The organism is Pseudoroseomonas sp. WGS1072 (assembly GCF_049340465.1).
Classification (GTDB): Bacteria; Pseudomonadota; Alphaproteobacteria; order Acetobacterales; family Acetobacteraceae; genus Pseudoroseomonas.
Genome location: NZ_JBMPSU010000001.1, coordinates 2,158,110 through 2,178,128, shown reverse-complemented (window position 1 = coordinate 2,178,128; position 20,019 = coordinate 2,158,110). Strand labels below are relative to the sequence as shown.

Below are 20,019 nucleotides of genomic sequence, written 5' to 3'. Positions count from 1 at the left end.
ACGTCCGGAATCGCCAAAAAACAAGGGAGGATCGGCCATGCGGCGCCGTACCGCGTTTCAGCTCGCCGTAGCGCTCGCTGCGACACGCCCCAGCCTCGGGCGCGCGGCCACCACGCCCTGGCCAACCCAGCCGGTGCGGCTCGTCTGCCCCTTCGCCGCGGGCGGGCCGACCGATGTGGCCGCCCGTCTGCTGGCCGAGGGCCTCTCCTCGCAACTGTCCCAGCGTGTCCTGATCGAGAACCGCACCGGCTCCGGTGTCCTGGTCGGAACCGAGGCGGTGGCCAAGGGACCGGGTGATAGCCACACCATGCTCTACAGCACCATTGCCCATGCGGTGCTGAGGCCGCTCTTTCCCAATCTCAGCTTCGACCCCGTCGCCGATTTCCAGCCGGTGGCGCTGGTCGGCACGGTGCCCATGCTGCTGATGATCAACAACGCGGTCCCGGCGCAGAACCTGCAGGAGCTGATCAAGCTGTTCCGTGACCGCCCCGGGGACTACAACTACGGCAGCTCCGGCGCGGGCGGCGCCGTGCATCTGGCGACGGAGTTGTTCCTGCAGCAGGCCGGCCAGCTGAAGGTCAACCATATCCCCTATCGTGGCGCCGCGCCGGCCATGCCGGATCTCCTGAACGGCAATCTCACCATGTTCCTGAACGTGGCGTCGGACGGCATCGCCAGCGTGCAGCGCGGGCAGACCCGGGCCCTGGCCGTCAGCTCCGGCCGGCGCCTGCCGCAACTTCCCGACGTGCCGACCTTCGCCGAGGCGGGGCTGCCGGGTTACGAAGCCTACACCTGGCACATGGTCTTCGCGCCCGCCGGCACGCCTTCGGATGTGGTGACGCAGCTCAACGGCGCCGTAAACGCGGCGTTGCGGGTGCCGGCCCTGCAACAGAGGCTGGCCGATCTCTCGGTCGAGCCAAGGCTCGACAGCACCCCGGACACGGCCGCGGCCTGGCTTGCCTCCGAGATGGCGAAATGGGAGCCGCTGGTGCGCGCCGCCGGCATCACCGCGCAGTAGGGCGGCCGTCGCGGCGGCACCATCCTGAACGGGGGCCCTACAATCCGGCCGGTGCTCCACCGGGCAGGGGGCGACGGTTCAGCAACTCGCGCAGGCTTTCCTCGAACCAGCCATCGACGATGCCGCGGGCGGTGGAGCGCAACGCCTGCGTCTCCACCCGCGGCATCCTCTGACGATGATCGGGCGGTCCGCCCATCTGCCATTTCCGGATGCGGATATTCCAGCCCGCATCCTCTCCCTCGCGCAGGATCAGGCGGTAGCCGCGGTAGAACTCGATCGTCAGAAGCTCCGCACTTTCCATGGCACCGATCCTGGCTTGGCATGCCGGCCTGCCGTGGCACGATCCGCGTGGAGTTCCGGGAACCCGCGGCCCGCGCGCCAAGGCGTCCTTCCGGCCCGTTCGTCCCGGCCGAGGCTCCGCTGGAGCCGGAGGCCGGGCGTTGCTGATGACGCCCCGTGTGGCACGCGGTCGCATCATGCTCGACCGCCAGATCGATCATCCACCAGGCGCCGACATCACGAAATTCGAATTTCGTTCGATCAGCCATGCCGGATTTCGCAGGCTTTCCCGCGGCGGTCCATTCCACGCGCATCCCGGCCTTCCGCACCACCTCCTGCCGGCGTTGACTGTCCCGCCGTAGGAACTTTCCGAATTCCTCCGGGGAGGCTCCTGTCTGGATCTCCGTGCCGTCATCCTCAGACAGCGCCGCAAGCCAGGTTGGGCAAGGGCCTTCGTCAGCGCGGCATGCAGGTTCGCGGCCCGGCGGGACGCTGACCGCCGTCATTGCCGGCCCGGAGGGGGGGGAGGATCAGGCGAATGGCGGCGTCATGGCCGGCTTGCTTGGCCGCCCGCCCGGAGGAGGGTTCTCCGAGGCGGGCCTGAGCGGCTCCGCCCCCGGTCCCCCGGGCGGCCCCGCCGGGCAGCGGAGGCGCCCTGGCCGCCGCGCCACGGGCGCCCATGCGCGCAACGGGGGCCGCCCTCCCTCAACAAGCCCTGGACAAGCGCCGCGCGGCTGCCGACAAGGCTCCCATGCCGACGCCCGCACCCCTCGACCCCGCCCGCGCATCGCAACTCGCCGCCGAATTCGGCCTGAAGCCGGATGAGTACGACCGGGCGCTCGCCATCCTCGGCCGCACCCCCTCGCTCACCGAGCTCGGCATCTTCTCGGTGATGTGGTCCGAGCATTGCTCCTACAAGTCGAGCCGCGTCTGGCTCCGCACCCTGCCCACCAAGGCCCCCTGGGTGATCCACGGCCCGGGCGAGAATGCCGGCGTGATCGACATCGGCGACGGGCTGGCCGCCATCTTCAAGATGGAGAGCCACAACCACCCGAGCTTCATCGAGCCCTACCAGGGCGCCGCCACCGGGGTGGGGGGCATCCTGCGCGACGTCTTCACCATGGGCGCGCGCCCCATCGCCAACCTCAACGCGCTGCGCTTCGGCGCGCCCGACCACCCGAAGACCCGGCATGTGCTGGATGGCGTGGTGTGCGGCATCGGCGGCTACGGCAATTGCGTGGGCGTCCCCACCGTCGGGGGGGAGGTGAACTTCCACCCGGCCTACAACGGCAACCCGCTGGTCAACGCCATGACCGTCGGCATCGCGCCCAAGGGGCGCATCTTCCTCTCGGCGGCGGCCGGCATCGGCAATCCGGTGGTCTATGTCGGCTCCAAGACCGGGCGGGACGGCATCCACGGCGCCACCATGTCCTCGGCCGAGTTCAGCGCCGATTCGGAGGAGAAGCGCCCGACCGTCCAGGTCGGCGACCCCTATGCCGAGAAGCTGCTGATCGAGGCCTGCATGGAGCTGATGGCAACAGATGCCATCGTCGCCATCCAGGACATGGGCGCCGCGGGCCTGACCTCCTCCTCGGTCGAGATGGCGGGCAAGGGCGGCGTCGGCATCGAGCTGGTGCTGGACAACGTTCCGCAGCGCGAGACCGGCATGAGCGCCTATGAGATGATGCTCTCCGAGAGCCAGGAGCGCATGCTGATGATCCTGAAGCCCGGCGAGGAGCATGTCGCCGAGGCGATCTTCCGCAAGTGGGAGCTGGATTTCGCCGTCATCGGCCACCTGACCGACACCGGCCGCATCGTCATCCGCCACAAGGGGCAGCTCGAGGCCGATATCCCGCTGGCACCGCTGGAAAGCGAGGCGCCGCTCTACCACCGCCCGACCGCCGAGACACCCAGGCAGCCGGTGCTCGACCCCGCCGGCGTCGCGGATCCGCTGGGCCTCGAGGCCGCGCTGCTGAAGCTGGTGGGCAGCCCCGACCTCTGCTCGCGCCGCTGGATCTGGGACCAGTATGACAGCACGGTGGGCGGCCAGACGGTGAAGCGCCCCGGCGCCGCCGATGCCGCCATCGTCCGGCTGGAAGGCCTCGCCCGCGCGCTCGCCATGACCACCGACTGCACGCCCCGCTACTGCGCGGCGGACCCGGAGGAGGGCGGCCGCCAGGCGGTGGCCGAGGCCTGGCGCAACATCACCGCCACCGGCGCCCTGCCGCTGGCCATCACCGACAACATGAACTTCGGCAACCCCGAGAAGCCCGAGATCATGGGCCAGTTCGCCGCCGCCGTGCGCGGCATGGCGAGCGCCTGCACCGCGCTCGACTTCCCGGTCGTCTCCGGCAATGTCTCGCTCTACAACGAGACCGAGGGCCGGGGCATCCTGCCCACCCCCGCCATCGGCGGCGTGGGCGTGCTGGAGGAGGCGGCGCGGGCCGTGGGCTATGGCCTCGCCCCCGGCCTCGATCTGGTGCTGATCGGCGAGACGGCGGGCTGGCTCGGCCAGTCGCTCTGGCTGCGCGAGGTCGCCGGCCGCGAGGAAGGCGCCCCGCCCCCGGTCGATCTGGCCGCCGAGCGCCGCCACGGCGATTTCGTCCGCGCCCGCATCCTCGCCGGCGAGGTGGCCGCCAGCCATGACTGCGCCGATGGCGGCCTGCTGGTGGCGCTGGCCGAGATGGCCATGGCCGGCACCGCCGGCGCCACGCTCGAGGCCGCGCCGGAGGGCCTGCCCGCCCATGCCTTCTGGTTCGGCGAGGACCAGGGCCGCTACGTGCTGGCGGTGCGCGACGGCGCCGCGCTGCTGGCGGCGGCGGCGGCGGCCGGCGTGCCGGCGCGGCGCCTGGGCCGCTCGGGTGGCGGGCACTTGGTTCTGCCCGGCGGCGCCGCCATATCGGTCGAGGCCCTGCGGGATGCGCATGAGCGCTTCCTGCCGGCCCTGATGGCCCGCTAAGTTCCAGCCGGAGAGGAGAGCGCCATGGCGATGCCCGCCGCGGAGATCGAGGCCCTGATCAAGGCGGCCTTCCCCGATGCCGAGGTCACCATCGAGGACCTCGCCGGGGATGGCGACCACTATGCCGCGACCGTGGTCTCGGAAGCCTTCCGTGGCCGCTCGCGCGTGCAGCAGCACCAGCTCGTCTATGCCGCCCTGCAGGGCCGCATGGGGGGCGAGCTGCATGCCCTCGCCCTGCAGACCTCCGCGCCCCCGCAATAGGATTCCTGCCAATGAGCAACCCGACCTTCGACCGCATCCAGGCCGAGATCACCGAGAATCCGGTGGTGCTCTACATGAAGGGCACGCCGGTCTTCCCGCAATGCGGCTTCAGCGCCCGCGTGGTGCAGGTCCTGAGCCATGTCGGCGTGCCCTTCAAGGGCGTGAACGTTCTGGAGGACGCCGAGATCCGCGAGGGCATCAAGGCCTTCACCAACTGGCCGACCATCCCGCAGCTCTATGTGAAGGGCGAGTTCGTCGGCGGCTGCGACATCGTCATGGAGATGTTCCAGAATGGCGAGCTGACCGCCCTGCTCGACGAGAAGGGCATCCCGCACCAGGCCGCCGCCTGATGCGTCCCTTCCCCTGGCCGCCGGCCGCGGGGAGAATGGAGGCCGGGGGCGATCCGCTCCCGGCCTTTTTCGTGCCCATCCGTACGAATGCCGCCGCGCCGCGCCGGCTCAACCTCGCCGCCGCCGGCGTGTTCCGTGGCCGGGCCTTACCGGGATTGACCACCGCATGACGCAGAACGACCTCCGCACCCTGCTGAACATCGCCCTGCCGCTGCTGCAGCCGCTGGCGGGAATGATGGCGCCGGTCTTCGGCCTCGGCCACACCATGGCGGAGATGTCGGCCCGCAGCGAGACGCCGGTGGTGCCGCAGGGCTATGCCTTCTCGATCTGGCTGGTGATCTTCGCGCTCGCCATCGCCTGGGGCATCTGGCAGCTCCTGCCGGATGGCGGACGGGACAGCCCGGCGGCGCGGCGCCTCGGCTGGCCGCTGGCCGTCGCCTTCGCCGGCTGCATCCTCTGGATGGTGCTGGGCCAGACCACGGAGAATGGCTGGCACCTCGTTCTGGTCATGCTGGTGGTGGTGGCAGCGAGCCTGGCCGCCTTCCTGGCCAATCGCCGCCTGGTGCATGAGGGGCAGGCGGGCGGCTGGCCGGAGCGCTGGATCGTCCGGCCGCTGGTCGGGCTGCTGGCCGGCTGGGTCTCGGTCGCGGCCTTCGCCAATATCGCCGGGGCGGCGCGGCTGTCCGGCGCCATCGCCGCCGACGGCGCGGCGGGAACCCTGGCGGCGGTGATGATCCTGCTGGCGGCGGGCGGCTTCACCCTGGGCGTGCTCTGGCTGGCCAAGGGCTCGCCCTGGTACGCCGCCGCCGTGGCCTGGGCGCTGATCGCCATCCTCTATGCCAACACCGCCGGGCGGGAGCTGAACATCGCCGTGGCGATCGTCTCCGGCGCGCTGGCGGCGCTGGTGGTCGGCATGGCGTGGCAGCTCGGGCGGATGCGGCGACGCTCCCTGGCCTCCTGAGGGAGCGGCCTCAGCTCAATGCCGCCCGCCGGCCCGGCCACACACCGGGCCGCACGGAGCCGGCCGTGATCAGGCCATAGGCGGTGATGCCGAGCGCCACGCCGAGGAAATGCCCCTCCAGCCCCAGCCCGAGCGGCCCCGCCAGGAGGGCGCCGCCGCCCACCGCCACGCCGAGCCGGGTGACGGCCGCCAGCACCGGGCCGCTCATGCGCCCCGCGCCCATCGAGGCGAAGTAGAGCGCCATGCCGAGGCCGAAGCCGCCGAAGGCCGGGCCGGTATAGGCCAGTCCCCGGGCGGCCACGGCCACGACGGCCGGATCGCTGGTGAAGAGGCGGGCGAAGCCGGCCGGGAACAGGCCGACCAGCAGCCCGAGCAGGCCCGCCACGCCGAGCGCCACGAAGCCGCCGGCCCAGGCGGTGCGCCGCGCCATCGGCCAGTCCCCCGCCCCCGCGGCGCGGCCGACCAGCGCCGTCAGCGCCGAGCCCACCCCGAAGGCCAGCGGCACGGTGAGGAACTCCAGTCGCGCCGAGATGCCATAGGCCGCCACCGCCACCGGCCCGTAGACGGCGAGTTGCCGCGTCACCAGGATGGTGGTCAGGTTGGCGAGGGTCGCCAGCGCGCAGGCGACCAGACCGACCGAGAGGATACGGCGGAAAAGCGTCGCCGAGGGGCGCATCCGCAACCGGGGCGTGAAGCCGGCGCCGCCGCGGCCGACGATCAGCGCCATCAGCAGCGCCGCCGCCCAGAAGACCGCCGCGAAGCCGGCACCCACCCCTGCCAGCCCCATGCCGAGCGGCTCGCTGAGCAGCCAGGCCAGCGGCGGAAAGGCGATCCAGGCCAGCGCCAGGACACGCGCCGCGAGGGCGTGCCGCCCGCCGCCCCGCAGCACCGAGGCGAGGGTATTGGCCAGCCAGACCGGCAGCGCCCCGACGCCGAAGAGCCATATGGCATAGGGCGCCGCGGCCGCGGCCGCCTCGGGCCCGGCAATGGCGCCGAGCACCGGTCGCGGGAAGCCGGCGAGAAGGACCGCGAACAACAGCCCGCCGCCCAGCGCGATCAGCAGGGCATGCAGGACCAGGTCCGCCGCTTCCTCCTTGCGCTCGGCGCCGAGGGCGCGGGCGATGGCCGCGGCGACGCCGCCGCCCATGGCGCCCGCCGACATCTGCTGCAGCAGCAGCGAGAAGGGCAGCACCACCGCCCAGCCGGCCAGGGCCGCCAGCCCCTGCCGCGCCGCCAGCCAGGTCTCGGTCAGCTGTGCCGCCGCCTGCAGCAGGGCGATGGCGGTGGTGGGCGCCGCCAGCGCCCCAATCCGGCGCAGCAGCACGGCCACGCGCTCATTCCCGGCCTCGGACATCCCGGCCCTCTCCCTTGTTCCGCCATGCAACACGATCGTTCGCAGTGCAGCAAGTCATGCAGGGCGGAGGGGAACGGCGCGGAGCCCTCTACCGGGAGGCAGGCATGAAAAAAGGGAGGGCGCCTCGCGGCACCCTCCCCTGTCGTTCCGTCTCCAGCTCCGGCCGGAGCGCCCGGTCAGCGCGAGTAGAACTCGATGACCAGGTTCGGCTCCATCTGCACCGGATAGGGCACGTCCGAGAGCTTCGGGGCGCGCACGAAGCGGCCCTTCATCTGGCGGTGGTCGATCTCGAGATACTCGGGGACGTCGCGCTCACCGCTCTGCGCGGCATCCAGCACGGCGACCAGCTGCTTCGACTTCTCCTTGACCTCGATCACGTCATTGTCGCGCACGAGGTAGGAGGGGATGTTCAGCCGGCGGCCATTGACCAGGATATGGCCATGGTTGACGAACTGGCGCGCCGCGAAGGGGGTCACGGCCAGCTTCATGCGGTAGATCACCGCGTCCAGCCGCCGCTCCAGCAGCTCGATCAGGTTCTCGGAGGTGTCGCCCTTGCGGCGCACGGCCTCCTCGTAATACTTGCGGAACTGCTTCTCGCCGATATTGCCGTAGTAGCCCTTCAGCTTCTGCTTGGCCATCAGCTGGACGCCGAAGTCGGTCGGCTTCTGCTTACGGCGCTGGCCGTGCTGGCCGGGGCCATACTCGCGCTTGGCGACCGGGGACTTGGCGCGGCCCCACAGGTTCACGCCGAGGCGGCGATTGATCTTGTACTTGCTTTCCGCGCGCTTCGTCATGCGGCGGGCTCCTTCTTGTTCTGCGGCCTCGGCCTCGGCGGCTGCGGTCTCGCGTTGGTGTCCCGGTAGTCCCGAGGCTGGAAGGCCAGGGGCGGGACGCGTGACGGGGCACGCATCCGCTTTCCCGGAAAGGGTGCGGCGCTTTAGCCGTGGCGCCGGCGGGAGTCAAACACGGCGCCGCCCCCCAGGGCCGCCCCCCCGGCGCCGAGGCGCGGGAGAAGTGTTGCCCTGCATCGCGCGCCCGCTTATCCGTCGGGCATGGTGTCGCGATCCGAGATCCTGATCCTGGGCCTGACAGCGGGGGTGGCGGGCAGCCTGGTGGGCGGGCTGATGCTGGGCATCGGCCTCGGCCTGGTGGTCAACGGCGTCCATGCCGGATGGGTGCTGGTGCTGCCGGCGGCCCCGGTGGCGGGCCTGCTGGGCTATGCGCTGGCCCGCCGCCTGGCGCGGCGTCTGCCGGGCTGAACCGTCGGCCGTTATTCGGCCGCCGCCGGCATGGGAAGCAGCCCCTGGTGCAGGGCCGCGATCTGCCGCGGCGACTTCACCGGATGATAGAATTCCAGGGGCCCCATGGGCCGCGCCCTCTCGTGGTTGAAGCCCTCGGGGCTGTAGATCGGCGCATCGAGCACGCGGCGCGCAACGGTGTTGAGATCCTCCAGCACCATGTCCAGGGACCGCGCGAGGGTCGGGATGACCACCTCGTGGTGGCCGTTCCAGCCGCCGCGATAGGCGGCATCGAGCGCCGCCATCAGGCGGCCGGAATAGCGGGAGAGCGGCAGGAAGCAGGCGCTGGCGGCCGCCCGGATACGCGCCTCCTCCACCGTCTCCGGTCCCGCGTCGCGGAAGGTCAGGGTCGGCCAGTGCACCCAGTCCGGATGCTGCTCGCGGCGGCGCAGATAGCTGCCCAGCAGGTCGGCCCCGCTGCCGGCCTCGACCGCCAGCAGCCGGGGCAGGCCACGCGGCGCGCAGACATCGAACTCCATCACCCAATAGGCTTCGTAATCCGGCGCCTGGCGCCAGATGGCGAGCGGAATCAGGTCGGCGTTGCCCGGCTTGACGAAGGGGCGGACGGTCTTGCGCGGATAGTCGGGAATGAACAGGTCGGACTTGCGGAGAAAGACAGCGCCCGCCAGCGCATACTGCTCCGCCTTCTCCTGCAGCGGCTCCGTCAGGACCAGCACCACATCCAGCGCGTGCCCCAGCTCGGCCTGGCATTGCCAGAACCGGGCCAGCACCACCTCGTCCAGAAGATGGCTGATGAGCAGCAGGCAGGTGCGGTTCCGCGGCGGGGCGAGCGGCAAGGCTTTCGGTCTCCTGCAACCTGGCCGCTAGGCTAGCCCGACCTTTCCATCCGACACAAGAAGATGCGGGCGGCCACCGTATCCAGGGTTGCAACAGCCCGGACAGCGAAAAGGGAGGCCGGAGCCTTCCCTGCCTCCCTTCCCGCGAGAACCTTAGGCCGCGACCTGCAAGGCCTCCGACTGGCGGCGCACCATGTCCTGGTAGGGGCCGGGGCGGCGCATCAGCAGGTCCGGCGCGCCGTCCTGCACCACCTGCCCGTTCTCCATCACCACGATGCGGTCAAAATTGGTCAGGGTGGCGAGGCGGTGGGCCACCGCGATCACGGTGCGGCCCTCCATCAGCCCGTCCAGCGCCTTCTGCACCTCGGCCTCCGACTCGGAGTCGAGGGCGGAGGTCGCCTCGTCCAGCAGCAGGATCGGCGCGTTCTTCAGCAGGGCGCGGGCGATGGCCAGGCGCTGGCGCTGGCCGCCCGAGAGCTTGGCGCCCCGATCGCCGACGATGGTATTGAACCCTTCCGGCAACGCCTCGATGAAGTCGCGGCAGCGGGCCGCCTCGGCCGCCGCCATCACCTCGGCATCGGTCGCCTCCGGGCGGGCGTAGCGGATGTTCTCCAGCACGGTCCGGTGGAACATCGACACATCCTGCGGCACCACGGCGATCATGTCGGCCAGGCTCTCGCGGGTGGAATGGGCGATGTCCTGGCCATCGATCAGCACGGCGCCGCCCTGCGGCTCGGAGTGGCGCTGCAGCAGCGTCAGCAGGGTGGACTTGCCGGCGCCGGAGCGGCCCACCACGCCGACCTTCTGGCCCGGGGCGATATCGAGGTTCAGGCCGCGCAGCACCGCCGTGCTGCCCTCGGGCGCCGAGGGATAGCGGAAGGTGACGTCCTGGAACACCACATGGCCGCCGCGCGCCGCCAGACCATGGGCATCGGCGGCGTCCGGCAGATCGTGCGGGACCAGCAGGGCGGACAGCGCCTCGCGCATGCGGGCCACGTACTGCGTCAGGTCCACCAGGGCCATCGCGAGGTCGCGGCTGGCATGGAGGATGGTGAAGCCCAGGGTGCAGACCAGCACGATGTCGCCGGTGGTGGCGCGGCCGAGCTGCCAGAGATGCACCACCCAGGCCAGCAGGCAGGCGGTCAGCAGTGCGGTCGTGGCGCCATGCACCAGGCGCAGCTTCTCCAGGTAGCGCAGGCTGTTGCGGCGCGCGGCGGTCTCGCCCGCCAGGGCGTTGTCGAGCAGCACGGCCTCGCGCTTGAAGGCCCCGAAGGCGCGCACCAGGGAGAAGTTCTGCACCACGTCCACCAGCTGCCCGTCCACCGCCGCGGCGCGGCTGGCGAAGCTGTCATGCAGCCGCTCGCCGCGCCGGCCGAGCCAGGCGACGCCGGCCGCCAGGGTGAAGGCGACAACCACCAGGCAGCCCGCCATCCAGGGATCGACGCTGGCCAGGAAGCCGATGGAGAGGGTGACGGCGACGGCCGGCGGCACGGTGTGCCAGGTGAAGTTCTGCAGCACGGTGAAGGCGGCGGTGCCGGTGGCGCTGATGCGCGCCGCCAGCGTGCCGGCCGAGCGGTTGGCGAAATAGCCCGGGGAGTGGCCGGAGAGGTGGCGGAACAGCTCGGCCCGCATCGAGGCGGTGGCGCGCGGGAAGCGGTCCGCCGCGATCCAGCCGCCGACGCGCCAGAGCAGGTTGTCCGCCGCGATGACGCCGGCCAGGATGGCGAAGGCGGTCCAGACCGCCGCCTGCGCCGCCTGGGAGGGACCACCCGAGAGCGTGTCGATCAGGTGCTTCACCGCGTAATTGGCGCCCACCGAGCAGCCGACGGCGCCCAGCACGGCCAGCAGGATCGCGACGTGGCTCCCTGCGTACGGCTTCAGGTGGCGAAGCAGGAAGCCCACCGGCCTCCGGCCGAGGCGGAGGAGGGCGGCTTCATCGTCGGACGGACGGGCGGCGGTCATGGGGGCAAAGCCTCCTCGATCTCCGGGACACATGAGCGTGAACGCCCGCTGCATCCGCGTTGTTGCAGAGGAAACGCCCCCTTCCTGACGAAATCATGGCGAGATGTGCCGAATCAGGACCGCATTCGGCTGCGATACGGGGGTCAGAGGCAAAGGAGAACCGGACCCCATGCGTATCGCCCAGATCGCTCCCCTGACGGAAGCCGTTCCCCCGAAGCTCTATGGCGGGACGGAGCGGATCGTCTCCTACATCACCGAGGAGCTGGTGGCGCTCGGCCATGACGTGACGCTGTTCGCCAGTGGCGATTCGATCACCCGGGCGAAGCTGGCGCCGATGTGCCGCAAGGCGCTGCGCCTCGACCCCTCGGTGCGCGACGCCAACGCCCCGCTGAACCTGATGCTGGAGGAGGTCTACCGCCGCCGGCACGACTTCGACCTGCTGCACTTCCATCTGGACTACCTGCCCTTCCCGCTCTTCTCCCGCCAGTCCGTGCCTTTCGTGACCACGCTGCACGGCCGGCTGGACCTGCCGGAGTTGCAGCCCGTCTTCGACGCCTTCAGCCAGGTGCCGGTGGTCTCGATCTCGAACGACCAGCGCAGGCCGCTGCCGCAGGCGAATTTCGCCGCCACCATCCATCACGGCCTGCCCGAGCGGCTGCTGACGCCGCGGCCGGGCGTCACGCCCGGCTACCTTGCCTTCCTCGGCCGCATCGCGCCCGAGAAGCGCTGCGACCGGGCGATCGAGATCGCCATCGCCACCAACACGCCGCTGAAGATCGCGGCCAAGGTGGACCGCGTGGACGTCGACTACTTCGAGAGCAAGATCAAGCCGATGCTGGCGCATCCGCTGATCGAGTTCATCGGCGAGATCGACGAGACGCAGAAGCCCGGCTTCCTCTCCGGCGCCATCGGCCTGCTGACGCCGATCGACTGGCCGGAGCCCTTCGGCCTGGTGATGATCGAGGCGATGGCCTGCGGCACGCCCGTGATCGCCTTCCGCCACGGCTCGGTGCCGGAGGTGATCGACGAGGGGCTGACCGGCTTCGCGGTGAACAGCATGGCCGAGGCGATCGCCGCCGTGGGCCGCCTGCGCGGCCTGCCGCGCGCCGCCGTCCGCGCCCGCTTCGAGGAGCGCTTCACCGCCCGCCGCATGGCGGAGGACTACGTGGCCCTCTACGAGACCCTGGCGCGGCAGGAGCGCCCGGGCCTCGCCGTCGCGGCGGAGTAACAGGGCAGCGCGGGCCCGAACCCGGCCTCGGGGGCGAAAGCTCCCGGGGCTTTTTCATGCGCAGATGGCGCGCCTTGCCAAACCAGCCCTCTCATCTCATAAATGGGACGCAGGAGGTCCGCCATGCGCATCACCCGCCGCGCCATCTGGGTGCTCGCTGCCGCCGTGCTGCTTGGCTTCCCGATCTTCCATTTCCTGTATTGGACCGCGCTCGCCGGGGCAGGAAGGCTGCGCCCGGACGCCGACAGCATCAGCCTGCCGATCGGCCTCAGCATGATTCTGGCTGTCCTCGCCAGCCCCGTCGTCATCGGCGCGACTTGGCTCTGCCTGCGCCGCCTCGGTCCCGATACCACCTGGATGGCCTGGCGTCGTGACCGCTTGGTCAGAAGCTGGGGCGGCGCATTGCTGCTGGGTGGCGCGGCCCTGTTCCTGGTGGCCGTGGCACTCGGGGACGCAATCCGCGGCATCGACCGGCCCTGGTTCGACCATCTGTGGAATGGCTATGCGCTGATCCTGGCGGCATGGCTGCTCGGGCTGCGCGCCGCCTTGGCCGGGCAGCAGAAAGCCCGTGCCGTGGCCCGGGGTTGAACGCCACCTACCCTCTCGCCAGGGAGGCTGCCACCGTGCCGTTCCCCCATCCGTCACCCGTCACGCTTTGATTCCGGCGTCGCTTGCCCTATCTGCTGCGGCAAGACCTCGGCGGGTGCGCTCCGCCTTACCTGCCGCCGGAACAGCATGACCGACACACCTCTCTCCCGCATCCGCAACTTCTCCATCATCGCCCATATCGACCATGGGAAATCCACCCTGGCCGACCGGCTGATCCAGGCCACCGGCGCCATCTCCCAGCGGGAGATGAAGGAGCAGATGCTCGACAGCATGGAGCTGGAGCAGGAGCGCGGCATCACCATCAAGGCCGCCTCCGTCCGCCTCGACTACAAGGCGAAGGACGGCGAGACCTATGTCCTCAACCTGATGGACACGCCGGGCCACGTCGATTTCGCCTATGAGGTCTCCCGCTCGCTGGCCGCCTGCGAGGGCTCGCTGCTGGTGGTCGATGCCTCCCAGGGGGTCGAGGCGCAGACGCTGGCCAATGTCTACCAGGCGATCGACGCCAATCACGAGATCGTCCCGGTCCTGAACAAGATCGACCTGCCGGCGGCCGAGCCGGAGCGGGTGAAGCAGCAGATCGAGGACGTGATCGGCCTCGACGCCTCGGAGGCGGTGGAGATCTCCGCCAAGTCCGGCCTCAACATCGAGGGCGTGCTGGAGGCCATCGTCCACCGCCTGCCGGCGCCGCAGGGCAACCCGGACGCGCCGCTGAAGGCGCTGCTGGTCGACAGCTGGTACGACCCCTATCTCGGCGTCATCATCCTGATCCGGGTGAAGGATGGCACCATCCGCCGCGGCCAGAAGATCCGCTTCATGGCCGAGGGCACGACGCACACGGTGGACAGCGTCGGCGTCTTCCGCCCCAAGATGGTGGCGGTGGACAGCCTGGGGCCGGGCGAGATGGGCTACCTCAACGCCGCCATCAAGACGGTGGCCGAGACCAATGTCGGCGACACCATCACCGATGACCGCAACCCGGCCAGCGAGCCGCTGCCGGGCTTCAAGCCCTCCATCCCGGTGGTCTGGTGCGGCCTCTACCCGGTCGATGCCGATGACTTCGAGAAGCTGCGCGAATCGCTCGGCAAGCTGCGGCTGAACGATGCCTCCTTCCATTTCGAGGCGGAGAGCTCCGCCGCGCTGGGCTTCGGCTTCCGCTGCGGCTTCCTCGGCCTGCTGCACCTCGAGATCATCCAGGAGCGCCTCTCCCGCGAGTTCGACCTCGACCTGATCGCGACGGCGCCCAGCGTCGTCTACAAGCTGACGAACAACAAGGGCGAGACCCTCGACCTGCACAACCCGGCCGACATGCCGGACCCGACCCTGATCGAGAGCATCCAGGAGCCCTGGATCAAGGCCACCATCATGGTCCCGGACGAGCATCTGGGCTCCATCCTGACGCTGTGCTCCGAGCGGCGCGGCCAGCAGGTGGAGCTGACCTATGTCGGCAACCGCGCCATGGCGGTCTACCGCCTGCCGCTGAACGAGGTGGTGTTCGACTTCTACGACCGCCTCAAGAGCGTCAGCCGCGGCTATGCCTCCTTCGACTACCAGATGGACGGCTATGACGAGGGCGACCTGGTCAAGATCTCCATCCTGGTGAACAACGAGCCGGTGGACGCGCTCTCCTTCATGGCGCACCGCTCCCAGGCCGAGCGGCGCGGCCGCTCGATCTGCGAGAAGCTGAAGGAGCTGATCCCCCGCCAGCTGTTCAAGATCCCCATCCAGGCGGCGATCGGCGGCCGCGTCATCGCCCGCGAGACCATCTCCGCCATGTCCAAGGACGTCACCGCCAAGTGCTACGGCGGCGACATCAGCCGCAAGCGCAAGCTCCTGGAGAAGCAGAAGGAGGGCAAGAAGCGCATGCGGCAGTTCGGCAAGGTCGAGATCCCGCAGAGCGCCTTCATCGCCGCCCTCAAGATGGACAGCTGAGGCGCGGCGCCGCTCTTTTTAGTTCACCGCCCGGAGCATCCTCGCTAATCGGGAACAGTGCCGGACCGTCTCATCGGACGGCACAAGACCGGGAGTGAACATCCGATGCATCGACGCAGCCTGCTGGCCGCCCTGCCCCTGCTTTCCGCCGGGCTGGCCGCGCTGGCCTCCGTGACCCTCGCGCTGGCCCCCACGGCGGCGCGCGCGCAGGGGGACTACCCGAGCCGCACCATCACCATCGTCGTGCCCTTCGCCGCCGGTGGCCCGACGGACACCGTGACCCGCCTCGTCGCCGAGGGCATGGGCCGCGATCTCGGCCAGACCGTGGTGGTGGAGAATGTCGGCGGCGCCGGCGGCACGCTGGGCGCGGCCCGCGTCGCCCAGGCCCGGCCGGACGGCTACACGCTGCTGCTGCATCATATCGGCATGGGCACCACCCCCAGCCTCTACCGCCGGCTGAGCTATGATCCGGTGGGCGGATTCGAGCCGATCGGGCTGGTCACCGAGGTGCCGATGACCATCATCGCCAACAAGGACATCGCGGCGAACACGCTGCAGGACCTGGTGGCGCTGGTGAAGCGCGACACCACCGGGATCAACTACGCCAATGCCGGCATCGGCGCCGCCAGCCACCTCTGCGGCCTGCTGCTGCAGAAGGCGATCGACGCGCCGATGACCACCGTCCCCTATCGCGGCACCGGCCCGGCGATGACCGACCTGATCGCCGGCACGGTGGACGTGTTGTGCGACCAGACCACCAACACCACCAGCCATATCCGCGCCGGGGCGGTGAAGGTCTTCGCCGTCACCACGCCGCAGCGCCTCCCCTCCCTGCCCGACGTGCCCACCACCGCCGAGGCGGGGCTGCCGGGGATGGAAGTGACCATCTGGCACGGCCTCTACGCGCCCAAGGGCACGCCGGCGCCGGTCATCGCGCGGCTGTCGAAGGCGCTGCAGGCGGCGCTCGCCAACGAAAGCCTGGCCCGCCGCTTCCAGGATCTCGGCACCGAGCCGGTGGCGGCGGAGCGGGCCACCCCGGCGGCGCACAAGGCCTTCTGGGAGGCCGATATCGCCAAGTGGCGCCCGGTGATCGAGGCCGCCGGCCAGTACGCCGACTGAGGTCTTGCCACCGCCCCCTCCCCCTTTCCCCCGGGGAGCGGGCGGCCGGGCCCGGGAGCCGGGACTCTCGATCGGGGGAAGCACGGTTGGGGGATGCGGGCCGGCGCCGCTTGGTCTATGCAGGGTGCAGTTCTAGCAGGGCCATGCATGTCTCGGTTGCGGCGACAGGCGGCCTTCCCCGCGCGGGCACGGAATATTCGGCATGACGTCTCGCCGCAAGCGGCGGCAGGGACGGAGGCGGACGGCATGAGGGCGTGGCTGCCCGGCTGGAAGCCCACCGTCCGCCTGCATCTGCTGATGATCGCCCTGGCCGCCCTGCTGCCGCTCTGGGCCCTGGCCGGGCATATCGCCGGCCGCATGGCCGATGCCGAGAACGAGCGCCTGGCCGCCGCCGCGCGCGAGATGTCGCAGGGCGTCGCCTTCGTGCTGGAGCGCGAGATCCTTGGCCTGCGCGGCGAGCTGAGCGCGCTCGCCACCTCCCCCGCCCTGCGCGACGGGCGCTACGACGTCTTCTACCAGCAGGCCCGGGCCGTGCTGGAGGGCGAGGAAGGGCGCATCCGCCTGACCGACCGCCAGGGCCGCGTGCTGGTCGACACCGCGATTCCCTTCGAGGACTGGGCGGATGAGGACAGCCTGCCGGTGCTGCCCGAGTCGCCGCAGCGCAGCGGCGTCTCCAACCTGCGGATGGACCCCGAGAACAACGTCTATCGCGTCGATATCGTACAGGCGGTGGCGGTGCCCTCCGGTCCGCCGCGCCTCTTCGTCTCGGCCGAGATCGCGCCTCAGCGGATCTGGAGCCGGCCGCTCGAGCTCGTGGACCTGCCGCCCGGCTGGATCGCGGTGATCGCCGATGCGGAGGGCCGGCTGATCGCGCGCCTGCCGCCGATCGAGGGCATGATCGGCCATCGCGCCTCGTCGCAGAGCGCCACGCAGCAGGCCGTGGCGAGCGGCGAGGCCAGCGGCTGGCTGCGCGGGCGCAGCCGCGACCGCGTGCCGCTCTACACCGCCTGGCACCGGGTCGTCGGCACCGAATGGGTGGTGCTGATCGGCCTGCCGGCGGAACAGCTCGACGGCAACCTGCTGCGCACGCTGAGCCCGGTGCTGGTGATGGGCGGGCTGATGCTGCTGGTCTTCACCCTGGCGCTCGCCTTCTGGGTGGACCGGCGCATTGCCCTGCCGCTCGGCCGCCTCGGCCGCATGGCCAGCGCCTTCGGCCGTGGCGCGGCGCTGCCGCCCTTCCCGCCGAGCGGCCTCTTCGAGATCGACAGCGCGGCGCGGGCGCTCAGCCTCGCGGCGGCCGAGCGCGAGGCGCTGGAGGCGGAGCGGATCACGCTGACCGCCCGGCTGCAGACCGTGCTGGAGACCACGACCGACAGCGTGCTGGTGCTCGACCGTGACGGCATCGTCCTCTACATCAACGGCCGCGCCCGGGCACAGGCCGGGCAGCGCGAACTGATCGGCCGCCCGCTCCGCGAAGGCTTCCCCGGCTGGGACAGCGGACCCTTCGGCGCCGTCTGCCGCCGCGCCGCGCAGGAGGGAACCCCGCAGGGCGCCACCGCCTTCCACCCCGCCCTCGGCCGCTGGATCTCCGCCGATGTCTATCCCTCGACCGAGGGGCTCACCCTGTTCTTCCGCGACGTCACCGACCAGCGCGCGGCCGAGGCGGCGCTGCGCGACAGCGAGGCGCGTCTGAAAGCGGTGATGGACAATGTGCCGGTCGGCGTGCTGCTGGCCGAGGCGCCCTCGGGCCGTATCCTGCTGGGTAACCGTCGGCTGGAGGATATCCTGCGTCACCCGGTGCGGCTCTCCGCCGGCATCGCGCAGTATCGCGAGGATTTCGAGGCCTATCATGCCGATGGCCGGCGCGCGGCGGGCGCCGAGCTGCCAATCGGCCGCACCCTGCTGACCGGCCTGCCGGCCAGCGGCGAGTATCACTACCGCCGCGGGGACGGCAGCATGGTCTGGCTGCGCATCGCCGCCGCGCCGGTGCGCGACGCGCAGGGCACGCTGAAAGGCGCCGTCGTCGCCATCACCGACATCGATGCCGAGCGGCGCGCCGGCGAGGCGCTGCGCGAGAGCGAGCTGCGCTTCCGCACCCTGGCCGAGGCCATCCCGCAGGTGGTCTGGTCCAGCCTGCCGGACGGGCGCATCGACTACGTCAATCCGCGCCTGCAGGACTTCACCGGCATGGCGCCGGCGGTGGCCATGCAGGCGCTGGCGCAGATCATCCACCCGGAGGACCAGCGGCGCGCCGAGCGGGCCTGGCAGCGCGCGCTGCGCAAGGGCGAGGCCTTCAGCACCGAGCTGCGCCTGCGCCGCATGGAGGGCGGCTGGCGCTGGTGCATGGTGCGCGCCCTGCCGGCCCGGGCGCCGGATGGCAGCATCCGCCGCTGGATCGGCGCCGTCACCGATGTCTCCGACCTGGTCGAGGCGCGCGAGGCCCTGGCCCGGCAGGTGTCCGCCCAGGCCGCCTCCCGCGAGGCGGCGGTGCAGGCCGCCATGGCGCTGGCCGCCTCGGAGAGCCGGTTCCGCCGCTTCGCGGAAGCGAGCCCGGATGTGATGTGGATGGTCTCGCCCGACTGGCAGACCATGGAGTTCGTCAGCCCCGCCTTCGAGCGGATCTGGGGCATCGCGCGCGAGCGGATGTTCGAGAACCCGGCGGCCGGCCGCGACGCCATCCACCCGGCCGACCAGGAGCGCTACCGCCAGGCGATGGAGGCGGCCGGCCGCGAGGGCGGCTACGATGTCGAGTACCGCATCCTGCGGCCCGATGGCGGCATGCGCTGGATCCGCGACGTCAGCTTCCCCATCCTCGACACCCAGGGAATCATGACCCGGCGCGGCGGCCTGGCGCGCGACATCACGGCGGCCAAGGCCGCCGAGGCGCGGCAGGCGCTGCTGCTCGGCGAGCTGAACCACCGGGTCAAGAACACCCTGGCCACGGTGCATTCCCTGGCCCTGCAGACGGCGCGCACCGCCGGCACCAGCGCCGAGGCGATCCCGCGCTTCCTGAACGACTTCCAGGCGCGGCTGCTGACCCTGTCGCGCGGGCACGACCTGCTGACCGCGCGCACCTGGCGCGGCGCCACGCTGGAGGACACGGCACGGGCCGCCCTCGCCCCCTGGCAGGGGGATGCCGAACCCGGCGGCGAGCCGCACCTGCTGATCGACGGCCCCTCGGTCTGGCTGGCGCCGCGTCAGGCCCTTGGCCTTGCCCTGGCCCTGCACGAGCTGGCCACCAACGCGATCAAGCACGGCGCCCTGTCGCGGCCCGAGGGTCAGGTCGAGGTGACCTGGCGGGGCGACCCGGATGGCATGGTGCGGCTGACCTGGCAGGAGCGCGGCGGGCCGCCCGTGCGCCCGCCCTCGCGCCGCGGCTTCGGCAGCCGGATGCTGGAGCGTGGCCTGCCGGCCGAACTCGGCCCCGGCTCAGGCGTCGAGATGGACTATGCGGAGGCGGGCTTCATGGCGGAGATCCGCTTCCGGCCCGTGAGTGGACCCCAGGTGGAGGAGGAGAGCGCATGAACCGGCTGCAGGGGCTTCGCGTGCTGGTTGTCGAGGACGAGGCCCTCATCGCCATGCTGGTGGAGGATGCGCTGATCGAGGCCGGCGCGGACGTGCTCGGCCCGGCGGCGACGGTGGAGGAGGCGCTGGAATACTTCTCCGGCGCCGCCCCCGCCGCTGCGGTGCTCGACATCAACCTGGCCGGCCAGGTCTCCACGCCGGTGGCGGACCGGCTGGTCGAGATGGAGATCCCCTTCGTCGTCGCCACCGGCTATGGCGCGGCGGGGCTGCCGGAGCGGCACCGCGGCGCGCCGGTGCTGTCCAAGCCCTATGACCCGCAGGAGCTGGTGCTGATGCTGGAGCGGCTCTGCATGCCGGGCTGAGGCCG

At 71.2% G+C, this 20,019-nt stretch carries 18 protein-coding genes; 13 read left to right on the top strand and 5 right to left on the bottom strand.

What is annotated here, in order from left to right; translation table 11 throughout:
- The first annotated feature begins 37 nt into the window (after positions 1 to 37).
- Positions 38 to 1,018, top strand: coding sequence for a Bug family tripartite tricarboxylate transporter substrate binding protein (locus tag ACF3NH_RS10380; RefSeq protein WP_422922759.1), 981 nt, complete (start codon positions 38 to 40; stop codon positions 1,016 to 1,018).
- Between the two features lie 37 nt (positions 1,019 to 1,055).
- On the opposite strand, the gene ACF3NH_RS10375 is transcribed toward ACF3NH_RS10380, so the two are convergent.
- Entirely contained in the window at positions 1,056 to 1,319 is a 264-nt protein-coding gene (locus ACF3NH_RS10375; protein WP_422922758.1) for a hypothetical protein, read from the bottom strand.
- Between the two features lie 139 nt (positions 1,320 to 1,458).
- Here ACF3NH_RS10375 and ACF3NH_RS10370 point away from each other — a divergent pair, with 139 nt between their 5' ends.
- From ACF3NH_RS10370 to ACF3NH_RS10350, 5 genes are all read left to right on the top strand, one after another.
- Positions 1,459 to 1,659 carry a hypothetical protein gene (locus ACF3NH_RS10370; RefSeq protein WP_422922757.1) on the top strand — a complete coding sequence of 67 codons (201 nt, stop codon included), beginning with the start codon at positions 1,459 to 1,461 and terminating at the stop codon, positions 1,657 to 1,659.
- Positions 1,660 to 2,048: 389 nt separating this feature from the next.
- Positions 2,049 to 4,256: a phosphoribosylformylglycinamidine synthase subunit PurL gene (gene purL, locus ACF3NH_RS10365; RefSeq protein WP_422922756.1), complete on the top strand. Its 2,208-nt coding sequence runs from the start codon at positions 2,049 to 2,051 to the stop codon at positions 4,254 to 4,256.
- A gap of 24 nt (positions 4,257 to 4,280) precedes the next feature.
- Positions 4,281 to 4,517, top strand: a complete 237-nt coding sequence (locus ACF3NH_RS10360) for a BolA family protein (protein WP_198365542.1) — start codon at positions 4,281 to 4,283, stop codon at positions 4,515 to 4,517.
- Positions 4,518 to 4,528: 11 nt separating this feature from the next.
- On the top strand, positions 4,529 to 4,867 hold the full coding sequence (gene grxD / locus ACF3NH_RS10355; protein ID WP_198365541.1) for a Grx4 family monothiol glutaredoxin: 339 nt from the start codon (positions 4,529 to 4,531) through the stop codon (positions 4,865 to 4,867).
- A 166-nt stretch (positions 4,868 to 5,033) separates the two neighbouring features.
- A complete protein-coding gene (locus ACF3NH_RS10350; protein ID WP_198365540.1) occupies positions 5,034 to 5,828 on the top strand; it encodes a hypothetical protein in 795 nt (264 codons plus the stop codon).
- Between the two features lie 10 nt (positions 5,829 to 5,838).
- On the opposite strand, the gene ACF3NH_RS10345 is transcribed toward ACF3NH_RS10350, so the two are convergent.
- Together ACF3NH_RS10345 and rpsD are read right to left on the bottom strand one after the other, a co-directional pair.
- The gene (locus ACF3NH_RS10345; RefSeq protein WP_422922755.1) at positions 5,839 to 7,182 is read right to left on the bottom strand and encodes an MATE family efflux transporter; all 1,344 of its coding nucleotides are present in this window, start codon (positions 7,180 to 7,182) and stop codon (positions 5,839 to 5,841) included.
- A gap of 176 nt (positions 7,183 to 7,358) precedes the next feature.
- Complete coding sequence (rpsD, locus tag ACF3NH_RS10340) at positions 7,359 to 7,976, bottom strand: 30S ribosomal protein S4 (protein ID WP_198365538.1); 618 nt, start codon at positions 7,974 to 7,976, stop codon at positions 7,359 to 7,361.
- A 258-nt stretch (positions 7,977 to 8,234) separates the two neighbouring features.
- On the opposite strand from rpsD, the gene ACF3NH_RS10335 reads away from it, so the two are divergent.
- Positions 8,235 to 8,441, top strand: coding sequence for a hypothetical protein (locus ACF3NH_RS10335; RefSeq protein WP_198365537.1), 207 nt, complete (start codon positions 8,235 to 8,237; stop codon positions 8,439 to 8,441).
- A gap of 11 nt (positions 8,442 to 8,452) precedes the next feature.
- Here ACF3NH_RS10335 and ACF3NH_RS10330 read toward each other — a convergent pair whose 3' ends face one another.
- Together ACF3NH_RS10330 and ACF3NH_RS10325 are read right to left on the bottom strand one after the other, a co-directional pair.
- Positions 8,453 to 9,277 carry a hypothetical protein gene (locus tag ACF3NH_RS10330; RefSeq protein ID WP_422922754.1) on the bottom strand — a complete coding sequence of 275 codons (825 nt, stop codon included), beginning with the start codon at positions 9,275 to 9,277 and terminating at the stop codon, positions 8,453 to 8,455.
- 153 nt (positions 9,278 to 9,430) lie between these two features.
- The gene (locus tag ACF3NH_RS10325; RefSeq protein WP_422922753.1) at positions 9,431 to 11,239 is read right to left on the bottom strand and encodes an ABC transporter ATP-binding protein; all 1,809 of its coding nucleotides are present in this window, start codon (positions 11,237 to 11,239) and stop codon (positions 9,431 to 9,433) included.
- Between the two features lie 169 nt (positions 11,240 to 11,408).
- Here ACF3NH_RS10325 and ACF3NH_RS10320 point away from each other — a divergent pair, with 169 nt between their 5' ends.
- The 6 genes from ACF3NH_RS10320 to ACF3NH_RS10295 all read left to right on the top strand — a co-directional run bounded on the left by ACF3NH_RS10320 (position 11,409) and on the right by ACF3NH_RS10295 (position 20,014).
- Complete coding sequence (locus tag ACF3NH_RS10320) at positions 11,409 to 12,467, top strand: glycosyltransferase family 4 protein (protein WP_422922752.1); 1,059 nt, start codon at positions 11,409 to 11,411, stop codon at positions 12,465 to 12,467.
- 123 nt (positions 12,468 to 12,590) lie between these two features.
- Positions 12,591 to 13,055, top strand: a complete 465-nt coding sequence (locus ACF3NH_RS10315; protein ID WP_422922751.1) for a hypothetical protein — start codon at positions 12,591 to 12,593, stop codon at positions 13,053 to 13,055.
- 147 nt (positions 13,056 to 13,202) lie between these two features.
- Entirely contained in the window at positions 13,203 to 15,008 is a 1,806-nt protein-coding gene (gene lepA / locus ACF3NH_RS10310) for a translation elongation factor 4 (RefSeq protein WP_422922750.1), read from the top strand.
- A gap of 105 nt (positions 15,009 to 15,113) precedes the next feature.
- Positions 15,114 to 16,127 (top strand): tripartite tricarboxylate transporter substrate-binding protein, encoded by a 1,014-nt coding sequence (locus ACF3NH_RS10305; RefSeq protein ID WP_198365531.1) that lies wholly within the window; start codon positions 15,114 to 15,116, stop codon positions 16,125 to 16,127.
- Between the two features lie 246 nt (positions 16,128 to 16,373).
- Positions 16,374 to 19,652, top strand: a complete 3,279-nt coding sequence (locus tag ACF3NH_RS10300) for a PAS domain S-box protein (RefSeq protein WP_422922749.1) — start codon at positions 16,374 to 16,376, stop codon at positions 19,650 to 19,652.
- Entirely contained in the window at positions 19,649 to 20,014 is a 366-nt protein-coding gene (locus tag ACF3NH_RS10295) for a response regulator (RefSeq protein WP_198365529.1), read from the top strand. Before ACF3NH_RS10300 ends, ACF3NH_RS10295 begins: the two co-directional genes overlap by 4 nt.
- The last annotated feature ends 5 nt before the right edge of the window (positions 20,015 to 20,019 follow it).